Consider the following 24,368-nt stretch of genomic DNA (forward strand, 5'->3'; position numbering starts at 1 on the left):
AGCCAGGCATGAGCTACTCGACGAGCCCTCCCGGAAAGTATTTACCAATGATTTTATGATTCAGTGCGGACTTGATTTATAAACTGCGCAGCTGAAATAAAGCTGAGCACCGCTGCAGGCGGCGGCAAAATAATCTACAGCTATAAAATCTGGCCATTATATCTTGCCAAACAAACCAACAAACTCTCCGTTTTTGAGTTCGACCTGCTCATTCGAATTATCCCTGAACAGTATGCAATTGAACTGCATTTTTACTTTTATGTAATAGTTTCCGATCACATCATAACTATCTTCAACACTGATGATCTTAAAGGTACTTGTAGCAGGTTGCCGGATAGTATCGTGAATACTCCCCCATTCGCGTCCCTGTTTATCTCGCCAGCCAAGACTGATTCCATTTTTTGTTCCCGTATACGTGTATGGATAAGTTCCGGGAGCAAAAAAAGCTTTGAACTGGGCATCGGTCGACCTGAGATAACCCAACATCACTCCCTTAGTAACGCCGAAAGCGGTTACACCCAAAGGCATCGGGTCTGCGGTATGATAAATCGATGCATTTAAAGTCACCTCGTCAACCCCGCCCAAGCCCGAACCTGCTTCAAAATTTCCCGGATCAGTTACGGTTTCTGAATAGTTCACACCTCCTATTGTTGCCTTATAATAGAACTCGCCCGACGTTCCGCTATTAGCTCCCGCAGCTGGAGTAATGGTCACTTTAAAAGTGCATGGCGCAGAACCAATTGATAGTGGAAATTCAACAATACCCGCTGAAAGCGGAGTGCCAGAAGGTAAAAGAATGATTTGTTGTTTTCCAGTGTTCGTAAAATTACCTGAGTTCCCAAACTTCAGGCCATTGATCGTACTGGTATTATAGCTCCAGCTTCCAGCCTGGGTGACGTCAACAGTCATCACCACAAAGTCGGCAAGTGTAACAGGTTTTTTTTCAACATAAGTGCCATAGGCAACAGCATCGCTGCATAATCCCCCAGCTGCCACAAGGATGAATTTTGATGTTCCGGAGAGCGTGCCGGCACCAGTGCTGTTCCCGGTACCGGTTCCACCACCGTTCCCGGTTGTCGCAGGTGGCGACTCAAAAGATCGTTCTTTCTGACAACCTGAAGTTATGATCAGCATCACCAACATAGAAAGCATGAACACGCGGTTAGAAACACACCCTGGGTATGACATATGTAAATCAGTATTTTAAAAGTTGAGGGGGCGACCAGGGAATTTCGCGATGGTTATTGGTGCAGTGAGAGGCAAAATAGCTTAAAAAATAACAAGTCGTTCACCAGTTGAAAAATTTAATTCGTCGCACTTGAACCAGAATAATTTTTTTATTAAATGGTTGGTCTATGAAGTTTTTGCATTGGACTTGATTTAGCTTTGTACCGGAATTTGATCAGCAGCAGTATTATTTATTTTACACGGCTTGCCTTAAACCGGCCTCCATGAGTAATGTGAATAGCTTAATTTTTCCTTCCCTCATCTCCTGACAATACAGCCAGAAGGCGCCACTCATGTTATGAATTAAATAAGGCAGCAACCAACTTACATGATCTTTTGGGTGAAAAATCACGGGGATCATCGTGCCGTGCCTTATTCAACTTTTTATTCTGCCCTGTGTGATGTTTCCAATCCATTACACAAAAATTAAGGCAATGAAATCTAACCTAAACCACCGACTCATGCCTGGCAAACCTACCAGGCTTAATTCCCTCATGGTTCCAGATGAATTAAAAAGTTTTATTGAATCAATCAAATGCCGGATAAGGAAATGGACAGCGTTTCTTACGATCATTTCAATGGCATTTTTTAGCGGGCAAAGCGATCTTAATGCACAGGGCAAAACCTATATCGTAAATTCGACGGGTGATGAGCATGACCTGGATTATGTACCGGAATTTGGTGAGATTGGGACTGATAACGGCCTCTGCGATGTTGGCGGTGGTAAATGTACCCTCAGGGCGGCCATTGAAAATCACCGGGTGAATGCTATCAATCCATTGATAAATGATCCGAACGATCCCAACTACTATCTTCCGAATACGATTGAATTCGACATCCCATTGGCTCCCGGGCAGACTGTAGCAAAAATCATGATCACTTCTGTCCTGAGACCCATTTTAGGCAAACTTCATATCGATGGTACAACACAACCAAACTATGATCCTGTCGGTGACAAGATCATTGAATTAGATGGTACCAACGCCGGGGTCGGCGCATTCGGGCTGTGGCTTGTCGGCCGGGGAAGTGTGGTAGAAGGGCTGAGCATTCATAGTTTCCAGGGGAGAGGCATTCTTGTTTCAGCAACGGGGGGAGTTACCAGCAATCATATAATCAGGTACAATCTTATTGGTACCGATGCGACAGGTAAGATTGCCAGACCCAACCAGGCAGGCGGAATTCATATCGTCGGGGCTTTCAGAACAATAAATGTTGAAGTGTTTTCAAACCTTATAGCCGCGAATGGTGGTCCGGGAGTAGAGATTGATGGAGGCGGAGCGGAAGGTTCATCGGCCGAAAACAATGTTATTCATTTTAATGCCCTCGGTGGCACGCTCGGAAATGTTGGGGAAGGAATTCTCATACACAGGGGAGCAAAGGTCAACAGGGTTCGAAGCAACACTATAGCAGGCAATAAAAAAGATGGTGTCAGGATCAGTGGATTAAACACTGACAACAATATTGTAGTGGATAATCGAATCGGCGTAAGGGAAAATGCGCCTTTGGCGAACGAAAAAAACGGTGTGATTATCGAAAGCCAGGCAAAAGATAACGAAATCGGGAGAATTACAGTCACGGGTTTTGGCTATAGCAACCAGATCTCAGGCAATAAAGAGAATGGTGTTTTGATCACCGGGGAAGGAACGGATCGCAATTTTGTTCGTAATAATCAGATCGGCACGAATTCAGAAGGTGATGCCGCCCTGCCCGGTCAATTGCAGCAAAACGGGGTTCTCATCAAAGACAAGGCAAAAGAGAACAGAATCGGATCTGAAAACCTTGGCAATCTCATTTCCGGAAATAATCAAAACGGGGTTTTGATTACCGGGATAGGTACTGATAAAAACGGGGTCGGTTACAACCTGATTGGCACTGACCTTTCAGGTTCAAAGGCGGTGCCCAATGTGCTCAACGGTGTTGCCGTAGAGGCAGGAGCAAAAGAGAATGAGATCGGAGCTTCATTCATTGGCAACCTCTTTGGAAATTTGATTTCCGGGAATAATATTAACGGTGTATTGATCACCGGTGATGGTTCTGACGATAACGCTGTCGGGGCAAACAGAATTGGTACTGATGTTACCAAGGCTAATCCGGTGCCCAACAAAGCCAATGGTATAGCTATCCAGGATAAAGCGAAACGAAATAAGATCGGGCTGGGTGATCAGTTTTTAGATAACGGAAACGTCATTGGCGGAAATACCCTTAATGGTATCCTCGTCAGCGGTGAGGGAACCGATCATAATGAACTTTGGTTCAATCTTATGGAGAATCCAGGTAACCAACATGGAATTGCCATCCAGGACAAATCGAAGCACAACAAGATCGGCCGGAATATAATCACTCATCAAAAGAGCCATGGAATAATCATAACAGGAGAAGGGACTACGAACAATGTTATTACCCGCAATTCCATTACCGAAAACCTGGGTATCGGTATCGACTTGGGCAATGACGGACCGACGCCTAACGATCCGCCAGAAAATATAGATAGTGATACGGGGCCGAATGAACTTCAGAACTTTCCGGAACTCCTGTCTGCTGATTCAAAAGGGGTTATTAAGGGTGTTCTGAAAAGTGCGCCGGTACGCACTTATCGTATCGAGTTTTTCCACAATGGTGTTTGCGATCCATCTGATTTTGGCGAAGGAGCAACTCATATTGGTTCCATTGAAGTGATCACAGATGATTTTGGCCTGGCGGAATTCACTGCAAATTTCGGTCAGCTTACAGTAGATGATGTGATCACTGCAACGGCTACAGACATCACCGGAACATCAGGCGGTCCAGAAAACAACACAAGCGAATTCAGTGCCTGCCGCACTGTTACCGCCGCCGCTGAAACCGGAGATGCTGACCTGATCCTGACCAGTGTTGCCGACAAAACCGCGTTGATTATCGGGGAACAGATAACTTTCACTGTAACAATAACCAATTCCGGTCCTGACGCCGCAACAAATGTTGTGGTGAAAGACCTGCCGGGTTCCGGATTTACATTGAACAGCGCCCAGGTAAGCGCTGGCAGCTATGATCAAAATACTGGTAACTGGACGATTAGTTCACTTGGCAATGGCCTGCAGGCAACATTAACAATTGTCGCGACAGCTACCCAGGCAGGCAATCTCACTAATACGGCTGAAATAATTGCAAGCGACCAAAACGACCCGGATTCAGATGCAGGCAACCACAACCCCCTTGAGGATGATCAAACCAGCCTGACGATCCCTGTAACTGAAGTGCCCATACTCGCAGATCTCGAACTAACAAAAACTGCGAACAGGACCAATTTAACAGTGGGCGAAACAGTCATCTTTACGATAACATTGTGGAACAAGGGTCCGGGCACGATTACAAAAACAGGAATAACCGACCTGGTTCCAGCGGCGCTTTCTGTTACAGAGTCAACGGCAAGTACAGGAAGTTATAATCCCGCTACCGGCGTCTGGGCTATAAGTTTACTTGAAGGAGGCAATACGGCCACTCTTATCATTCACGCCAAAGCTATCTCGGCCGGAACCATTATAAATACAGCAGAAGTATTCGCAACCAGCCTGCCTGATCCCGACTCATCACCTGGCAATGGCGTAGCTGGGGAAGATGATCAGTCAAGCGTTACTATAAACATATCATCCGTCTCACAAACTCCGGCTCAGTTGATCAGCCAGTTAATCAACCAGGTTAACGCCTTGCAAAACAGCGGCGTGCTTAACGATAAACAAGCAAAAAAACTGAACGATCACCTGGAGAACGCTTTGAAACAGGTGCAAAAAGGAAATACAAAACCAGCCATCAACCTGCTGGAGAACTTCATCAGGGAGGTTGAAAAACTGGTATCTAACCATCAGCTTTCAAGCTCGAAAGGACAGGAATTGATTGCAGCAGCAGAGCAGATCATCAGTATGCTCAGCAGCGAAACGAATGTTCTTGCTGAAAGCACGGCCATCACAGGTAAGAATACGTTGGTCCCAACAAGCCGTGACGGTTATAAACTTTATCCGGTTGCGCCTAATCCATTTGTTACTTCTACAAGGATCGTATTCAATATCCCGCAACAAAGCCGGGTACAGCTGGCTATTTATGACAATGAAGGCAGGATGGTTGTGTTGTTGGTTGATAAGGTGATGAATGCAGGGTTACAGACAGTTGAATGGAGAGCAGGTAATCTTCCTAAAGGTGGGTACCTGGTGCGTCTGAAGGCCGGTGACTTTATTCAAACGCAACGAATGATTTATCTGAAGTGATTTCAATGACGTGTGAGGAGGGCGATATGAGTAAATCGCCCGGTAGTGAGAGAGCAGGAATCAGCGATGATTTCTGCTCTTATTTTATAAAATGGCTTGCTTAATTATTTTGCGCGGAGATTCCGCAACTAAATGGCTTGTATAATTCCTTTGCGTTAAGATTCGTTAAGCATTTTATGCATAAAACGTATGATGATAAATTCAGCCGGCCTCAACAACGCCATCCCGATCTCTGTGATCATACGTCCTTCCAGGATATCACCTGACGTCATCGTCTCTCCCAGCCCGACCCGCACAAAAAATGCCTCGCGCGGCGTGGTACCCATCAACGCACCCGCCTTCCATAGCGTAACCAGGTAATTTTCGATCATTCCTCTCACCTTAACCCAGGTATTGCTGTCGTTGACCTCGAAAACAAATTGTTCAGTTGCTTTTCGGGCAGATTCTTCTACCATATTTACAAACCGCCGCACCGGTATATATCTCCATTCATTATCATTTCCGGCCATCGTTCTTCCTCCCCAGATGATCGCGGGTCCGCGGCCGGGGAAAAACCGGATCGCATTTACAGAAATACCGGTTCTTGCGTCTGTATTAAGTCCTGCCTGTTCATTATCCGTGATGATCTTTTCGGGACGGACACAGGCACTGATCCCTACGTTTGCCGGGGCTTTCCAGACTCCTTTGGTATTATCAACAGTAACATACTGACCGAGCACTCCACCCGATGCAGGAAGCAACATTTCGATATTTGAAATCGCCGTTTTTGCCAGGAAGTACCACGTACGGTTAAGACTCTTCAATTCTGCAAGTGTTCCCGCACCACTGATGCCGTTGATCCTGACCAGGCTTTCGTTAGAGTAATTGTAATCAAGATTTGTGAATACACGGGGATAATAAACTGCACCATATTTCAATTGCTGTACAGGCCCGAAGTCGAATTCACGCAGCACCTTTATATTGTCTATGTTTGAGATTGAATTGATCCACACATCCATTACCGCAAAACGATCCTGCAATTCACTGCACTGTTGCAGTGCCTCTTTATACAGGTTGTAATAATCCGAAGCAGTCGGAAGGTTGAGCCCATCGGGGAATGAGATCAGTGTGACCTCATCAATGTTGGCCACCTTATCCAACCCGTTTTTCAGATCTATAGGGCTAATTTGTCCGGCAGTGCTTTCATAATTTCCTACTGAAGTGATATAACAGGCGCCTCCGCCGTTTACGAAAAACAACTGGACCGAATAATACATCAGGAACCTGGAAGTTGCCTGGCGCCTGACTTTACCTGTCACATTTATTCTTCTCGGATTGCCAAGATCAAAATTCACTTCAAGGCTGGCCTCAGGAACCGCACAACCAAAATACCGCTCAAATTCAGCCATGGATGAAATGCGGTATGGCAGGAGAAAAAGGTCATTTTTTTCGGTGAGCATAGCCTTTTCGGTGTAACCAATAAAAGCAGGAATGGCTGTTGCAACCGAAGTAATTGCGGGAGGAAGTTTCGGGACCTCTTCGATATAAACGCCAGGGGTATCGTATTCAGGCATACAGTAAGATTAACGGTTGTTGATTTTAGGATAGCGCCGTTTAACAAACCGGGGCATGGAAACAGATTAAAAATAAGGGTCATCTGAAGGTACAAAAACTAATAATGCATTTGGATAGATTTAATGCATCGTTATTAAAAGAAATCCGTCCGATATGGGAAAAGTTCAACCTGCAATTTAAAAAAGTGCAGAAAATCACTAATGCATGTGGCTCCGGATTAAAACTTTTCCATGGACACACATTTATATTTTCCTGTTACTGTTACCGATCTGTTGAGCTTTCTCGTCTTTAGTAAGTTATGGACTGTCAACAAAAAACCAGGGCCGGAGGCGTAATGAAGCCGATTGATACCACCACCTTAACCTCGAACCATGAAAAATAGTCACCCAATCCTGAAAGTAATGGGTTTATATATTTTAAACCTGGTGATTCTCCTGACCTGCTGCGGGTAGATCGCCGCGCAACCAATTAGTGTAAGCGGAACGATTAGCTGCATCAATAAAACTACCAACTCAACAACCGGCGGGTTTATCTTCGGTTTGTAAAAAGCTTGGCACTGAGTCAGCCAGTCTTTTCAAAGTTGTTTCCAGGTTTATTGAAAGCAACGTTTTTTTGGATACGAACCGGCAATGGTTTATTTTAGAAATTCAGATAAGATGAGCCATCCGGCAATATTACCGTTACCATTTGAATGCTGAAGACACTTCTATGCAGATCTCTCCAATATCCTGATCAGTAATCATACTTCAAAAAAGATTTTTGAACACGTCAACCAAAATTTGAACAGCCTGTATACATTTAATCTCACAAAAATCTGAGGGTGACAAACAGGCCCAGGTGTTTCTTGACAAAATGAACTGACAACAATCCCACCCCAATCTCTTCTTAGTAGCAAGATCATAAAACAAAACCCTTTTAAATAATCTTATAACTTATTAAAATGACCGAAAAGTTGTCGCCCCCATCCGGTAAGAATGGTCAGGATCCTTACTGGTATAAATATATAAGCAAAGACGAAAGAAGTGGGGCAGAATTGCGAAGACAGGAAGACCCCGAAACGCAAATGATCGTTTACCGTAGCAAACCGGATGACGTAACTTTCGATCAATGGATCTTGTGGCTTGAAGGAGAAATAGAGAAAACAGGACAGGCCCGTGATTCCATTAGTATAATAAGCATTTGTGGCACATGCAATAACTCGTTGTTACTTTTGTCCGGCCAGGGAGTTAATGCATTTGTTACCACTGAGGCGGCCGTAAAAGGGATTGGTGGCTCGCCCCGGCCAGGTTCTACTGGTGACGAACTGGGCATATACCGAAGCGCAAATTTTCGCGTTGGTATCCCGAAAGATTTACCCGAACTCAAAAAAGGAAAAGGCAAAAATCAAAAACTTAAGCCTGCAAAAAGCAACAAAAAGCCGGTAGTAGTGGCGGTTCTTGACACGGGCATGGGGCCAAAAGAACCTGAACTGGATAAGTTCCTTGTCGCAGCAAATGAGCAGCCGTGCATACCCGACGCAAAACAGGGCTGGAATTTTGTTGCAGACAACAAAATATATGATGATGATCATGGTATCAAACATGGCACCACTGTTACCCGCATGTTAGTGGAACAGTGTCTCGCAACCAAAGACGGTAACCCGGTTAAGATCATTCCCATAAAAGTGCAGGACGGTAAAGGTAGCAGTGACCTTTATGATGTAATGTGTGCGATAGCTTATGCCCAGTCAATGGGAGCTAACATTATTAATGCCAGCTTCGGATATTATGCACCCCTTAATTATAAAGACAACGATACCTATTGTGTAAAGATATTCAGGGAGTTTATCAAAGAAGTGCTGACAGATAATGGCGTACTGCTTGTGGCTGCGGCAGGAAATCAAACCGATAAAGAAGAAATTAAGAAACGATTTAACATCGATGCCAATTCAACAAGGAGTCAACAGGCAGAGGCGCCTGATGAACCCAGGGATCTTGACCAGGTCCATTTTTTCCCAGCCTCCTTTGCTGCAGACCCTGAGTTGTGGAACGTAATCTCTGTAACTACAGTTACACCGGATGTGAAAGCCGTGAGCGGCACTCAGAACTTTTCGAAAAAAGTAGTGGACATTGGAGTACCCGCAGATGAACCCCGGAATAATGGCTTCTCCAATCCCGGAGCAGCAGGTACATTTGTGGCGGGATCATCATTTGCCACTCCTAAAGTAACCGGTATGATTACTGCAAACTATGACCTGATCTCAGGTAAACGCAATAAGCAGGAAATTATAAACGTCCTAATGAAGAAAAAATTACTCGGCAAAGTACCGGCAAAGGTGGCGGTCGGACGCGCAATACTCAACAGGCAAAATGGCCAGACAACGCTCGTGTAAAGGAGTTTCTATTTGTGCTCAGATAACAGGATGCCTCATCCTGTTATTATCGTTTTATACACCTGTAGATGGCCAGTGTCCATCACATGCTCAATTAAATGAACAGGTAGAAATAAGCGAAAGGGACAATCAGGAAGACATCGCGAAAAGACTGAAAAAGCTCTATGAATTCAAAGGCGTGGTTGAAAATTGTAAGCTTCTTAAAGACTCGGTCTACGCCAAGATCCTGCACAAAATTGGTATACTCCAATACCAGGCGAACAACTTCGTTCCATCTGAAAATTCTTTTGCTTTCACAGCGGAAGCGGCCCGGATCAATACGTCCGGGATCAGGACAGCATACCCTGCATATGCTACAAAAAGTTTTTTTAATCTTGCCGTTCTGTATTCAGCGGCAAGGCTAAACAGGGAAGCCGTCCGCTTTTGTGATAGCACGATTGATTACGCCAGGCGGTACGCTGATTTCAGCTCTTTTCTGACCGGCGCGCTGGAGCTAAAAGCCTTCGCGCTTTTTGAAGCCGGAGATTACCAGGGATCTATTGACCAGTTATTGCTTGGCATCAGGGCTGCCCTCGATAACGGTGACTCGCTGAATGCCGCAAGATTGTATAACAAAAGAGCTGAAGCATATAAGTTACAGGGTGATAGCAAAAGAGCAATCAAAGATGCTACCTGGACCCTGACCTGGATTGAAACCCTCCTTAAAAAGCGCAGCAAGGAGTTGATGACAAAACCTGCTGATTTTATTGACTATTACCGTGAGCTGGCAAATGCGTATAAGGTGAAAGCCCTTGCCACCGAAGCCATGGACGCAAAGGGCGAATTACAGCGATTGATAAAACTTTCAAATTATTACCAGGCGAAAACCGGCGACAGCACCGAGATGTCAAATAACTACAATGATTTTGGAGCACATTATTTCACCACGTACCACGACTACAAAACCGCTAAGGAGAATTATCACCAGTCGATGCGGTTTGGAAAGAATCTAAAATGGAACCTTGCTTTTGGATACCTCAATCTCGGGGCAGCGGATTTTCCGCTGGGCGATTACGCGTCCGCCGAAAAAAACTATCTGCATATGTTATCCCTTATCGGGTTCCCCGCAAAGGACATTTTAGAAAATCAACCGGTCACACAGTGGATGTCTGTTCCTTTTAAACAACTGGTTTATGTATTCCTGAATAACAAAACTGAATTGCTGCTGGGACTATATAAAAAAACAAATAATAGTAAATACCTGCAGGCATGTTTATCAACAGCCCTGGTAACAGATTCTGTGATCCAGGAAATGCGCCGGGAGCAATCAGCAGAACAGAGTAAATTATTATGGAGAAATAAAACGCGGAACTTTTTTACAAATGCATTGGATGCGTGCCTGCTCGCGAAAGATTATCCCCTTGCATTTTACTTTATGGAAAAAAGTCGTGCCGTGATCCTTGCTGATAAATTAAATGAACTCGGCGCCTCTTCATTGTTACCGGCTAACGAGGTCGTACGTGAACAACTGTTAAGAGAAGCGATCGCAAATGAAGAAAAAATACTTCGGGACAGGCCACTTACCCCCGCTGGCTACGATTCGGTAAGCGCCCGGCTTATTGAGGCCCGCCTCAAACTGAATAGTCATATAGCATCACTCGAGAATAAGTATCCTGATTATTACCGCTATAAATTTTCAGGTGAAATTTTGTCCTATGATAAATTCAGATCCTATCTAAAAAATAAACAATCGGGTTTTGTGTCGTATTTCATGGGTGATACAGTAAGTTATGTATTGTATGTGCCGCCCGGAGATGCAAAAGCCGGAACTGCTAAAATGCTAAAAGTGCCTGCCCGGGCTTATAGCAAAAAGCAACTTGATGCATTGCTTGCCATATTTGCTGATGCATCTCTTCAAAACCGTCATTATGATTCCCTTGTCATGCGATCGCACGAGTTCTATCAACAAATGTTTGTTCCGTTGGATATAGCCAAAGGCAACCTGGTTGTGTGCCCTGATGGATTTATTCTTCCGTTTGATGCGTTGTATTCCGACGTCGCAGCCAAAAGGACGCTGTTAGAAGACTATGCCATTAGTTATGCATACTCGGCCAATTCACTTTTTACCAAAGTGAAGCCGGGTGGCGCCAGCCAGAATTTTGCGGGCTTTGCACCTGTATCTTTCCAGCCATATTTGAATCTTGCAGAACTTCGTCCATCTGCAGACTTTCTCAGTGAGGCAGCAGCAAACTATAGCGCAACCGAATTGTTTACCAGGAAGGAATCAACCAGGAAAAACTTTTTATCAAACCTGGGATCATACCGGATTGTGAATGTCTTTTCTCATGCCAGTACCGGGAACAATGATGAAGAACCGGTGCTATACATGGAAGACTCGGTGATCTATCTTTCGGAACTCCAGGACATTGATCACGTTCAGACTCAACTGGTGGTGTTAAGTGCTTGCCAGACTTCTTCCGGTAAAAATGCAATTGGCGAAGGGATCTACAGTTTGTCACGCGGGTTCGCAGCTGCCGGAATACCTTCGGTGATGGCTACGATCTGGCCGGCAGACGAACATCCTGTTTATAGAATTACGGTGCTTTTCAATAAATATATTTCGGAAGGTATGCGCAAAGATGATGCGCTTCGGTTGGCAAAGATCGATTATCTGAAAACGGCCAACAAGGAAAGAAGCCTGCCTTATTACTGGTCAAACATGATCATAATGGGCAATACGGATCCCATTGAATTGGTTGATCGAAACTACCTGTCATGGTTGTTAGCAATTGCAGGTTTGTTAGCAGTGATTATCGCATTTTTATATGGGAAGAAGAAAAAAAAGAACAGTCGCTGATACTATTTCTTCAGCCTGATATCAATGTTACCGGAGCCGGCGAAATAATCAAGTTTCTGCGGTTGGTATTTCTCCCGGGTTACGTACAGTATGTATTGTTCCTTTTGCATATGATAAGGTAAAGTGACGCTAAACTCCCCGGATGCATTTGTAGTAATACTTGTATCACTTCCTATCTTGATTTCACAACCGGCAATTGCATTTCCCTGGCCATCCTTTACGTTACCATGCACCTGGCCCAGGCTACCATCGGGAACGATTGAAACCTGCGTCGCAGTTCTACTTATTACAATACTATCGTAATTAAGTTTCCAGTGTTTGGCATTAAGTTCAGCACGGACCTTTTTGTTTTCAAACGCAACAGGCAGTTGTTGAAAATGTACAGCCTGGTTGGCAATGACTTTTTGTTTTTCCGATTTTCCACCAGGGTATAAGCTCAGTTCGCCGCCCTCAAAGACCGGGTAATCCGGACCTATATTTGCTGCCCGGTCCGGCAGCAGTGTGATCGTGGCATCAAAGGGCTTCCGGTTTTCGTTAAGAAAATATATCAATACAGCGGCAAGGGCAATAACAGATATTAAGGGCAAAAACCATTTGGACTTTAAAATACTTTTCGGCTTTGGCTTGTAAGCGGGGTCCTGGTAATCCTTGCCTACATAAGAAGCTATCTGCTCGAAGTTTTCCCCGTCAAAAAATATTACCTGGTAATAACGCAAACTTGCAGGCAATTCTTCAATGCTGATGTCATTTGTCACTACAGTGAGAATGTTGCCTTTCTTTCTACCCGCGCGTTTTTCGTTTATATAAAACCCCCATTCTGCCTCTACCCAGGATGACGATAGGTAGTCCACCTGTGAACCCACAACAATCATATGCCTGCACTGATCAAGCGCATGATCAATGGCTTTCCGATAATCAGCGTTTCCTAATTTTGGCAGTGATTCAGATGATAGAAATACTACGAGGCCTTTCGACTGCAAATATCGAAACAGCGCTTCCGCCAATTCAATATCAGCGCTTTTGTAGGAGATAAATACATCTATAGCGGCCGGTGCCTGGTTCATATTATTGCTGTGCAACTGATTTCAATCTTTGATTCTATGATGATTTTTGTTGGTCCTGACCTTCAACTCCGGTTGAAGCCGGTACAATTGGATCTCCTCATTACAGCCTCATCGGGTCGAAGGCGCCATAATTGATTATCCGGATTTATACAAGTTGATACTCCAACTCATAATCTCATTCCACCAGGTATGCTTTAATCTTGTCATAGTCCGGGTGAGATATTCCATTTTTTTTCAGCTCAGCCATATCATCCAAAAATATACTAACGAAAGTTCTTCCATCAGCATCACTTTTATCTTTTAATGAACCATATATTTTCTTAGCCTCATCATATTTGTTTTGTAATAATAATGCCAATGCAAGGTTTGCCTTTGCATACTCAATTTCCCTATCGTAATCTGCCGGCTTCTTAACGCCAGGTTCCAGTGCTTTGAGGGCTGCCTGTTCTGCTTCAGCATATTTCCGGCTTAGCAGTAAATACCAGGCAAGGTCATTGTAATCGTGTCCTAGAGAAACAACATTGTTAAATTTACCACCCTTAATCAGCTCTGATTTTCTTTGAACCAAATGCTTTAATAAGATAAGTGCATGATAGTTGGTCTTTGCTTCCTGGACATCATATCGTAATCCTTCCAGTTCGCGCTTTGCCTTCTCCGTTTCCGTTATTTCAGAATAGATGGAAGGGTCAAGATTTTGCACCCGGACAATTTCCTTGTTAATTCGTTCTATTGACGCTAAGATGTTCTTCAGATCCCCGGTGAATTTACCGCCACTCTTTTTATCCAGCCGAGTATATATTTCCTGCAACTCCTTGTATTGAGCCAACGATTTCTTTTGTCTGTTAAGGTTATCCTCTTTTGAAAACACGTGATCGTAATTGTTGTCATTGATGACAATCTCATACCTGATGCGGGCGATCTCCTCTTCCATTTCCAGCGGGCGCAATGCAGCATACCGCTTATAAATATTAAGTGCGTTGTTCAGCACTACGTTGGCTGCTACGGAGCTGCTCCACAAATAAATACTACCCAACTTACGCTGGAGCCTGGCAGATGCCAACTCAAACATTTCGGGTACCATCGTCGCATAATATTCATAGATCGTTGCTGCTTCTGTATAACATAATTCGGCGGAATCACGATCATTCACTTCAGTAAAATAAAATCCTAGTTGCTCATCCGATACGGCAAGGTCCGGCGAATAGATATCCATTGACGCGTCTACAAGTCTCATAATGGCAGTCCTTGACTCACCAAGGTAATTTCTGGCCAACGCGCTGTCGTCCCTGTTAATTACGTAAGTGCCAAGATCTGCTTTCTTCGCGTACATGGTTCCTAAGTTCCCGGTTACCCGGGAAAGCAACGGATCATAAACAGCCGGGGAAATTTTTTGATACTTCCTGCAAACCGCCAGTGCATTCTGAAGTACTACTTCAGCGGCTTCGTTTTTATCCTGGAGTAAATAAATATTTCCGAGGGTATTCTGGATCTCAGCTATAAGCACCTGGTTAGACAAAACGCTAAGACTATCATGCCTTCTTAATACATTTAGCGATGCTTTTAATAAAGAATCTGCTGGTTTATACATTTTGAAGTTTAGATAAAGCCGGGCAAGATTAGCCTGTATCTCAGCAAGTGCCTCTTCATAAATATTAATGTTTATCTTTTCTAAAGGCTTTATTACATTCAAAGCCTTCCTGAATTCATCTTCGGCCTGCCGGAACAATTGTTTATCGGCGTGCAAAGTGGCAAGTGCAGCCATTGTTTCTCCAACTTCCCTGGTAAATAATGAGCCCTTGTCCTTATTTAAGCGGGTATACAGTGCCAACGCTTCATTAAACGACGCCTCTGCCTCCTTGTATTGGTACTTCCTTTTTTGGATCGCACCGAGGTCATACAACACTGCCGCGAGGTTTGAACTAAATGCCCCTGAATTCTGCGTGTTCAGTTGCCTGTATGTTTCCAGGCAAGCTGAATAAACATCGCTGGCCTTCTCAAATTCATGCTGACTAAGTAAGAATTTACCGTACTGAAGAAGGTTCTCGTGTTCAGTATTATCGTTATCAGCAAGGAACTTCAGTTTTGCTTCAGCGGTCTTCCAGTCGAGTCGCAGTTTAGCCAGGTTGATTTCTTCCCTAAGATTTCGCCTGTGAAGCGCAATCAGGTTATGGATGCTGATCAGCGCGGTGTCATAACCGTTGGGTTTATTCCCCAGTTCCTTTAATCGCTGGGTTGCTAATAACAGGTTTTTTTCGCTCTGTAAAGTGCCCCTGAGCAGTACAGCCTCATCGACCTTTCCTTCGGCAAAATATGCATATGCAGCTTTTTCCGTTTCTGAAACATCATCAAGATTAACGCGGCTTAAGGCATCTGTCAGCTCATAAAGATGAGCCTGTGTTTTTATAAACTGATTCTCTAAAGAATCGATAGTTTTTTGATAGTTTAGGCTTTGTTTGTTCAACTGTGATTTTTGCTTCTGAAGCGCGTCGCGCACCATCTTGTCAAGCAGTTGATAGTTAGCCTGGTTGGCCTTTGCCCATTCACTTGCACGACAAATAACAATCGTATGTGGAAATTTGAACGGGTCCGCAGGAAGGTTAACTTGCAACCGGCTTTTCTCCACTATAACCCATTCTTCCTTTTCGATAATCAGCACCGCATTGTCGCCCGGCTTAGCGTTCTGGAACGTAAGTGTAAAGGTTCCGGTTTCTGTTGTTGCAGTCTGGTTGGCAAACCTGGCTTTTACCATAACGCCGGGAACAGGTTTCTTGCCACTATTCTGCTCAACCACATAGCCAAATAGCTTTTGAGCATATGTGTGACTTACACCTAATTCCAGGACAGCAATCAGCAAAATAGCTAGCTTAAGCATCAGGGATCTTTTGGGCCAGTCTGATTGTTGTCAGCAGACTGTTATGCCTTTATTCACTTTAAATTTAAGTAAATGGTGGGACTATTCCTGTTTAGGCCGCCCCGGGCAGGTCTCGCAATAAGGCTCGTTAGCTCCGACATATTCATTCCATTCAGCCTGCGAAAAATTGCGGGACAACCGAAGACATCCTTCCTTAAATAACATTTCGCCGGAAAATGACCAGGTTCTGAAATTGTCCCCGCTCGTAAATATAATCCCGGGCCCTGAAGCTATGGCAACAAGTTTGTTGGCCTCTTCATATCTACAGGGAAACCTTAAGACTTCCACAGGTGTTAAGCCATCCATTTTCCATACACGAAGCTCGCTCGTTGCATACTGCCCGGGAACTGCCCTGTAATTTAGCATGCTGTGATATTGTATAACAGCCACATAGCTTCCATCATCGCTGCTTAAGACATCGGAAAAATAGGGGATCTCTTCTTCTCCCAGGCTTTTTTGATAGTCCAGTTGTTTGAATAAGCCCTCCGGAAACTGGCGTAATATTTTACCTGAGTCAATATTCCATTCAAAAAAAGCCTGGCCAGTGAAAAAACTGACCATGAAATTGCTTGCCCGGTTGCCCGATACCGTTAGCAGGTTGCCGTTTGCCTTAAAAATGATCTGTCTTATAGTGGAATACTGTTCGGGATGTTTGAATGTCATTATAACACGTGGTGTGGAGATCTCTGTAATTTCAACAGTGTCGTTCTTCACGGTAGCGAGTTGGGTGCTAAAGGCATTAAATGCCGCAACCTCAGAGGTCCTTTCCATTTCAGAAATGACTTTGCCGGTAGACAGTTCTAAAATAGACAGGCGGTGCCCGTATCCCCATTTAGCCGCCATGGCAATCACAACCATCTTTCCATCGGGCGATATTGTTATTTTTTTGAGCGCATCGCCGGTAAGCCTCTTTGTCCAAATGACCTTTCCATCTTCGCTGCGGATAAATTTTAGTAATCCTGTCTTTTCACCAACCAATAGTGAGTCACCCGTCTTACTAAAAGCTGAGATGGTTTCACTGGTATCCGAAACGATGTACTGTTTTCGCGAACGCAAATTTAGGAGTATTGTATTTTTTGTTTGTATTGCAGATGTGAAATTCCATGTATCGCCGGTTGATATTGAAAGATATTTATTACCTGTACTGAAGACCGCTTTATCTGCAATACCATCAATCTGATATACGGAATTATCGCCGGATTGATTATCAGTGATCATCACGGCACCTGGCACCTGCGATGCAACAAAACGTCCATCTTCGGAAAGGCCGCAAACCTTACCTGCATGCAGGCGAAGCAATTCAGAAGGTGACGCAAGATCCCATATCTCAACACCTCCATCCTGCTTATGTGCCGAAAGATATCTCTCGGAATCTGAGATATGCAGGTCACTTACAGTATCAGTTACCGGGATCCGAAACATTTCTTTTCCACCTTTGGTTTGCCATAGTCTTGCACGTAGTCCGGCAACAGTAACGATAAAATTACCGGTGGGTGAAAGCCAGCAACCTCCCGAAAATTCTGTGACACTCCCTATCTCGTTGCCGGTAGGAATTTGAGTTGAAGTGAATGTGGAATATTTAAGCAAGGGCACATAGGGGTCTTCACTGAATTTAGCACTGATACCAACTGCACCATTCGATGAAACTGACTGGATAGTTTCAAGGTCTTCACCAATTGTTTCAGATCCATTTGCGGGATTAACGATCAGCAGGGCACTCTTGCCGGCACTCGCGTGGCGCTTTGCGTTCCCAATGACGTACAATGACTCGCCGTTTGAGGACAGGGCCGCATCTTTACACCTCCATGCAACCGAAAAACTTTTTTCCTTTATAATAGGTGCCAACATACCGGTGTTGGTTCGCCATCGCCATAATATAGCAGTAAGAGAATCATCGTTTAACCTGGCATGTACCCTGGCCACAAGGGAGTTATTGGTGAATGTTAAGGTTCTCCCATTCCCTGGTGCAGACAAAGTTTCTCCGATTTTTTGTATCGGATGTTCAGCTGTTTTTTGTGATGAATCTTTTTGCCACACCCTGATAAATGCCGGTTTCCCCGAGCCGGTATATGCCGTTATGATGGCCACATGAACTCCTTCGTTATCAAATTCAGCGTTCATTATTTGTTCATCCGCAGGCAAGGAAATCTCCCGCCAGGGCTTCCATTCAGGGTATCTCCATAACATAAGTTTTCCGTTACCCTGTACCGAACCAACATTCCGGCCGTCCTTACTGACAAACAATTGGCGGACCGGTTCCGCGGCCTCTATACCTGCGGCACGTTTTCCTGACACGAGGTTATACACCGAAATTGATTTAGCTGCTGCAGAAAACACTTCCATTCCGTTCGGTGAAAATGCGAATGCCGTCTGCCCGGCATCAAGCCGAAGAACTTTTTTTGGTAGCAACCCCAATACTTCGCGGAGTGCAGACCCGGCATTATACAAAGGTTGATCCAACGCTTTTAATCTTCGCATTCCTTCCAGGGCGAGGAGGGCCCGCCGTTCCACGGCAAATAACTCAAGGCTGCCTGCTGATGCAGATTGCGAAACAAGTTTTTCTGCAAGAATTATTTCACCACGTTTTATGGCATTTCTTTTTTCAACGAGCGCCCAGATGGCGAGCGATGCAAGCGCGATGGCTACTAATGAGATAACAGTGATAGCTGTCCTTAATATTCTGGCCCTCCGTTTCCTGATACGTTCATCGATTACGTCCCGGCTTGTTTCGAGCAGGTTGGCGAGAAGCATGCACCATGGGCCATAATATGAACCACGGTTAACCCGGTTGCGATCTTTATCAAAATTGCGATAGTCGACAGCAAGCGGCATTTCCATGACTTCACAAAGTGCCGGCGGGAAAGCCATCAAATCCTGCTCGTTTTGTCTTGCCTCATTATTTGGTAATCCGGAAAGAAGTACCGGCACTATGTTTCCACTTCCATGCAGTTCCGTAAACATCCGGATTTCTCCATCAACATAGGTACTGCCCCTGGCAGCCGGAGAACAGATAACGATAAGTTTGCCAGCTTCAGTAAGATGTTTATGGATGGCTTTCGTATATTCGGAACCTGCAAAGTCTTCTTCATCACGAAAGACTTCTAATTTCAGGGTTTGTTTATCAGGAGATGGATGGCGGTACGCTTCCAATGCTTTTTCCAGCAAAGCCGCGAAAACTTTGTCTTTGCGGGAATAGGAGATAAAAGCATGAAATGAAGATGGCATATCAAAAGGGTTGTTCCGGCACTTTCATGTCGATCAGTGAATTTGAAGACAAAATCTTAAATCGCAAAATAAACTACTCTGTTAGCTAATGGAATAGAAATGGATTTCCCTAATTTCATAGTTACACTAACGCCTTAAACCCAGGTTATCTATCCAAATATTGAATATCATCTGACTACCCTGCAAAAGCAAGGTGTTGTAATCGTAGCGCACGGCCTCAATGTTAAGCCTGCCGCGATGCTTCCATTGATTGCGTGGTTAAATAGCCAGGCTTGTGATTCCATTCTGGTAAAGTTTACGGGACACTACAAAACCTCAAACACTGAAGCCATTACCGTCAGGACCTGGCAGCAGGACATGTTAAACGGTTATGAAGCTGGCAGGGAAGTAGCCGCTCAACATAAGATCCCATTGTTCTTTGTGGGGTATTCCCTTGGAGGACTGCTTGGCATCGATATGCTATTCTCGCTAGCTGGCAATACTGCTATCAGCAAACAGATATTGTTGGCTCCGGCCGTTGCCGTTCGTGACACAGCAAGCATTTTGAAACTTTTGTTCTGGTGGGATTCATTACATCTTCCCAGCCTTACACCCCCTAAGTACAGGGCAAACAAGAGTCTGTCTATTCACGCATACAGCACCATGTTCAAAATTCTTTCAGATCTTAAAAAACCGGATGCCCGGTTAACAATTCCTACACTCGCGGTTATTGACACCATGGATGAACTGATCAGCACTCAGAAGCTTATTAAGTTCCTGGACCGTTACATCACTGGTCAAAATGAACTGGTTCGATTGAACAGTAAAATGAAAGATCGCCAGGGTGGCTATCATCACCTTATCATAAGCAAAGAGACCATGGGCGAAAAAAACTGGGAACTGTTTACCGAAAAAACGAAGACCTTCCTTTTTACTTAATAATCAACCCTGCACCTTTGCCGTTAATAACTTAATAATCTTTTTCCACGCTTCATCATTGCCGGGATTACCGATAAAATATTCTTCTTTTCCGCTGTTATCCGGATCTAATATCAGCTGGTATTTTTTCAGTTCGGTTTCGCCCCAGCTGCAATGAAGTAGTTGGATAAAGAACAATTCGCATTGCTTGTTGTTCTCCATCTCCATCGCATTTTTTACCTCTTCATTCATGATATATGGAGTGGCAAGAAAATCGGGGCTCAATAAAAATATGACTATATCCGAGCTAAGCATTTCTTTTTGAATGCTATCATCCCATTTGGTACCGGCTTCTATTTTCCGGTCATACCAGGGTTCGATATAACCTGCCGCACGCAATACATCCAGGTGGGTCCAGAAGCGTTTTACAAATTCCGCATTTTTTGAAGAATAAGAAACGAATAGCTTCTTTGGAACCTTTTCAAAATTTACGAGATGTTTGAAGTCATTGACCGTGAAGTTTTGCTTGCTACCCGGGAATATGAAATTTTTTCCTTTCACCTGGCTGATCATCGCATTAACTTCAAAAAAATCTTTACTGTTTATTGAAACCTCCTTTGTAAAACTCCAACCTTTGTTCAATTCGTCCATTTCCTTTTCAATCTCTCTTTCGAGACCGGTTCTTCCAAAAGGATATAAAGTGCGGATCTCAATCCTGCATGCATTTGGCTCTTTTAAAAACCTGATATATGCCATTTGGGGACGGTCAGTTGTTTCCTGCGATAAGATCAATCCATTTCTCCAATAATAGATTGCTTTTATTGAATTGTCAGATTCAACTCCACCAGAATTCTTACTGACAAATTTAGAAAACAACGACATCACCAGCAGCTTGTGAAAATAAGCAGTATAGATGTAACGGATATGACAATGCACAAACGCCCTGGCGAAGTTAGCGATATGAGATTCTGCAGCTACAGGCAAAAACTGTGGCACCAGGTATGTTTCCTGATTCAATCGGATGACCGAGTTATTTTTTAATAATAAGGGGAGTATATGACCGATGTATTTGAAATCTTTTACCTGGTCTGCAAAAAACACGCCTTTGCTACTTCCCTGTTTTGCTTCGTTCATCAACTGCTTAATCAGGTCGTTCAGCTCGCCAATGCTGGTAAATACTATACTGTTTGCGTCGTTATCATCTGAGCCTGCATGATCAAAATACAAAGCACCAAGATTTGTCAACACGCTTGCTATGGTTTTGGCATCCGAGATATCAAGGGTGCCTTTGTATCTCGGTATGAGTAATTCACACTTATCCTTAAATTCAGCAAGCGTAAGTACTTCGAAAGGCAATTTTGTCTCCAGATACTTTTCAATGATTTCGTGCTGGTAAGTGACAAGTTTCCTGCCCGCCAGGTTTAATTTGCCAAGGCAGGAATCAAGGACTTCCTCAATACTGCCCACCCGGCTGTTTTTGGCCAGCGATACGTTGAAGAATGTGGTGATGTTCGGATATTTCTCACGAAGTAAAACCTGGTTCAGCAGGCCCTCCCCTTTATCAATCTTGTTTTGAAGTAATAATACAGGGGCCGAGGTTGTCAGATCTGCTTTTACAACCGCTTCTTCGGAAACTATCGGGGCCTCGGGCCCGACAGCGACTTTTGAATTAGTGTTATCCGGCTCTACATTGATCGTTTTCTTTGCACCATTAAAAAGATACGGTTCTTTTCCATACAAAATGTACCTGATGGATTCGAGCCAATACTCAATGGGAAAGTCCTCATAGATCAATTCGCTCTTATCAGGTAGTTGCTCCTTACGTTCGGCATACAAATTAGTTGCCGTGTCCCATAAAAGCACATAGGCTGTATCGTGGGAATAATATAGCCTGTGAAGATCATGATAGTAATCCTGTCCCCCGAAATCAAAGATGTTGACGAGCATCATCTCGCCACTTTCAGATTTCAGGAAAGGAGCCTTCCAGCTTTGAATTTCAAGTGTGTCCGTAGAGACATGGCTCTCATTCAACTTTTGCTTCCGTAAAAACTGGCTGAAATTTGTCTTGCCCACTCCACTGTTACCCATCAGGATGAGCTTGAGCACTTCAAGTTTTTTTTCACCATGTCTTTTTCCCTTGGCAAAATGATCGACGATAGCGTTTGTACCGAGCGCAATTACTTCTAATGGAGGATCAGATATGGGATTGCCTCTTAAAAATAATCCGGTCTCATCCTTATTCAGTGCATACTTCAGGTGTACGGATAGTCCTTTACTTAATCGGGGCAATAAAGAACGGATCGATATAATCTGATTATCTGTTAGTACAATCCGCGTAAGATTTTTTAACCCTGCGAGAATTGAAATGTCGGCTATCCGGTTACGTGCCGCATAAAGAATCTTAAGGTTATCTAAATGCGCGATCCCGGATAACACTTCAATGTTGTTCGTTGAAAGACCAAGCAACTCAAGCTTTAAGCAATTTTCCAGACCAGTGATTTCAGTCAACCGGTTTCTTTCGAGGTCAAGGTAATCCAGGTTCGTTAACTGATCCAGCTTTTCAATCGTTCGGATTTCATTATCTGATAAATCCAGATATGTGAGATTAACAAGCCGCTCAAGACTATCAATTTTTCGTATTTTATTTTTTTGCAAGGCAAGGCTGGTGACCCATTTCATGTCAGCAATATCCCTCGGGATACTATACAAATTACAGTTCGACAGGTCTAAGCTTGTACTTTGCGTTTCCCTGGCCCTTTTTATAATATCAAGGGCTTTATGATTTTTGACCAGGTAGTATAACGAATCTAATGCCTCTGTTACCTCGGCGTAAGCGTCCTCCTTATTTTCGAAATCTGTGATTGGCCTGCCGAAGCCTGGTACAGCCTGCCATTTGGCAAATGGTTCCTGATCCCAGGAGCAATGGTCAAGAATAATTGGAATCACATAAGCCTCACGTGCGTCACCTCTTCTCATAATCTGGGGCATCTCATGGGAAGGAATCATTCTTGAATCAAGATAGAATTGAGATATCAGCAACAGAAAAACATCTGCCTCATCTCTCATGCGCATTAAAACTTCCCGCCAGTTATCACCCGGCTGTAGCAGAGTATCCGACAAAATCTCGAATCGGTTACCGGACTGGAGTAATAATCTTGTTATGACATCTTTCTCATTTGTATTACTGTGCGAATAGGAAATAAAGACCTTGAGCGGCCTGGAATATTGCTCCATGAAAACTTTTTTAGAAATACAAGTGGCGAAAAAGATGCCCGGTGCAACTGTTATACATCATCACCGGGAACTTCCTGTGGGTCTAAAAAGATTGGCTGATCATCATCGCCACGATCGCCGTCGCCCATGATCAGTACTTTCGATCCACCGAATATCTTCGATTTGATCCGGAATAAACCAAGACCGATAACGCCATTCTTACCATTGATCTTAAGGCCAAGTGCTTTGTTGGTGTCGACATTAACACCAACACCACCAAGTTTCATATCCCCGATCAACGAAGCTTCCCCGGTAAAATCGAGCTTCGTGCCTTTCTCAATAGTAGATACGATAATGGCATCGATCGCATTGTACACCTGGTGCACAACTTTCCATTGGCCGTCCCAAACTCCGGTTGCCTTTAAAAGCTTAGACACCGCATTCACATTTTCAATTGTTTTCACCGTGATCTTCGGCGACTTTACCAGGAAGGATTTCTCCTTTGAAAAGGTGATCTGCACACCGGCTTTAACCTGGCCCGCCGCCGCTACAGCAACGGTCGCGTTTCCACCCAACTTAACTACGGTTGCTCCTTCAGACGTAAAGTCGATATCAGCTTCTGAGCCAACACCCTCTTTAAACGTCACTTTAAAATCCTCCATGATATTCCCTAGTTTGGAAAACACTCCATCAGCGAATATGCCATAGTCACCGAGGTTGTATTGGTTAACAATTGGCACCCAGGCGGCAAAGACATTCAGATGTTTCTGAATAATGTCATTAAACATGTTAGGCACTCCCATGATCTTTCTTTATTTTAAGGTTAAAAATC

11 protein-coding genes are annotated in these 24,368 nt (G+C 44.0%); 4 read left to right on the forward strand and 7 right to left on the reverse strand.

Going from position 1 to position 24,368, the window contains the following annotated elements; all coding sequences use genetic code 11:
* Positions 1-156: 156 nt before the first annotated feature.
* On the reverse strand, positions 157-1,188 hold the full coding sequence (locus ACX0G7_RS17870; protein ID WP_458924879.1) for a hypothetical protein: 1,032 nt from the start codon (positions 1,186-1,188) through the stop codon (positions 157-159).
* 473 nt (positions 1,189-1,661) lie between these two features.
* Between ACX0G7_RS17870 and ACX0G7_RS17875 the strand changes: the two genes are divergently transcribed.
* Positions 1,662-5,465, forward strand: a complete 3,804-nt coding sequence (locus tag ACX0G7_RS17875; protein ID WP_458924880.1) for an FIMAH domain-containing protein — start codon at positions 1,662-1,664, stop codon at positions 5,463-5,465.
* A gap of 155 nt (positions 5,466-5,620) precedes the next feature.
* On the opposite strand, the gene ACX0G7_RS17880 is transcribed toward ACX0G7_RS17875, so the two are convergent.
* The gene (locus ACX0G7_RS17880; protein ID WP_458924881.1) at positions 5,621-7,018 is read right to left on the reverse strand and encodes a phage tail sheath family protein; all 1,398 of its coding nucleotides are present in this window, start codon (positions 7,016-7,018) and stop codon (positions 5,621-5,623) included.
* Positions 7,019-7,959: 941 nt separating this feature from the next.
* Here ACX0G7_RS17880 and ACX0G7_RS17885 point away from each other — a divergent pair.
* Complete coding sequence (locus ACX0G7_RS17885) at positions 7,960-9,390, forward strand: S8 family serine peptidase (protein ID WP_458924882.1); 1,431 nt, start codon at positions 7,960-7,962, stop codon at positions 9,388-9,390.
* A complete protein-coding gene (locus ACX0G7_RS17890) occupies positions 9,368-12,226 on the forward strand; it encodes a CHAT domain-containing protein (RefSeq protein ID WP_458924883.1) in 2,859 nt (952 codons plus the stop codon). The genes ACX0G7_RS17885 and ACX0G7_RS17890 overlap by 23 nt, the downstream gene beginning before the upstream one ends.
* A gap of 2 nt (positions 12,227-12,228) precedes the next feature.
* Here the strand turns inward: ACX0G7_RS17890 and ACX0G7_RS17895 are convergent, their stop codons facing one another.
* From ACX0G7_RS17895 to ACX0G7_RS17905, 3 genes are all read right to left on the reverse strand, one after another.
* A complete protein-coding gene (locus ACX0G7_RS17895; RefSeq protein WP_458924884.1) occupies positions 12,229-13,305 on the reverse strand; it encodes a TIR domain-containing protein in 1,077 nt (358 codons plus the stop codon).
* 160 nt (positions 13,306-13,465) lie between these two features.
* Entirely contained in the window at positions 13,466-16,162 is a 2,697-nt protein-coding gene (locus ACX0G7_RS17900; protein WP_458924885.1) for a tetratricopeptide repeat protein, read from the reverse strand.
* Between the two features lie 81 nt (positions 16,163-16,243).
* Positions 16,244-19,426 carry a toll/interleukin-1 receptor domain-containing protein gene (locus ACX0G7_RS17905; RefSeq protein ID WP_458924886.1) on the reverse strand — a complete coding sequence of 1,061 codons (3,183 nt, stop codon included), beginning with the start codon at positions 19,424-19,426 and terminating at the stop codon, positions 16,244-16,246.
* A gap of 180 nt (positions 19,427-19,606) precedes the next feature.
* Between ACX0G7_RS17905 and ACX0G7_RS17910 the strand changes: the two genes are divergently transcribed.
* Positions 19,607-20,344 (forward strand): serine aminopeptidase domain-containing protein, encoded by a 738-nt coding sequence (locus ACX0G7_RS17910; RefSeq protein ID WP_458924947.1) that lies wholly within the window; start codon positions 19,607-19,609, stop codon positions 20,342-20,344.
* Between the two features lie 3 nt (positions 20,345-20,347).
* Here the strand turns inward: ACX0G7_RS17910 and ACX0G7_RS17915 are convergent, their stop codons facing one another.
* Complete coding sequence (locus ACX0G7_RS17915; protein WP_458924887.1) at positions 20,348-23,557, reverse strand: TIR domain-containing protein; 3,210 nt, start codon at positions 23,555-23,557, stop codon at positions 20,348-20,350.
* A 50-nt stretch (positions 23,558-23,607) separates the two neighbouring features.
* Positions 23,608-24,339 (reverse strand): hypothetical protein, encoded by a 732-nt coding sequence (locus ACX0G7_RS17920; protein ID WP_458924888.1) that lies wholly within the window; start codon positions 24,337-24,339, stop codon positions 23,608-23,610.
* Positions 24,340-24,368 lie beyond the last annotated feature (29 nt).

The organism is Flavitalea antarctica (assembly GCF_054461535.1).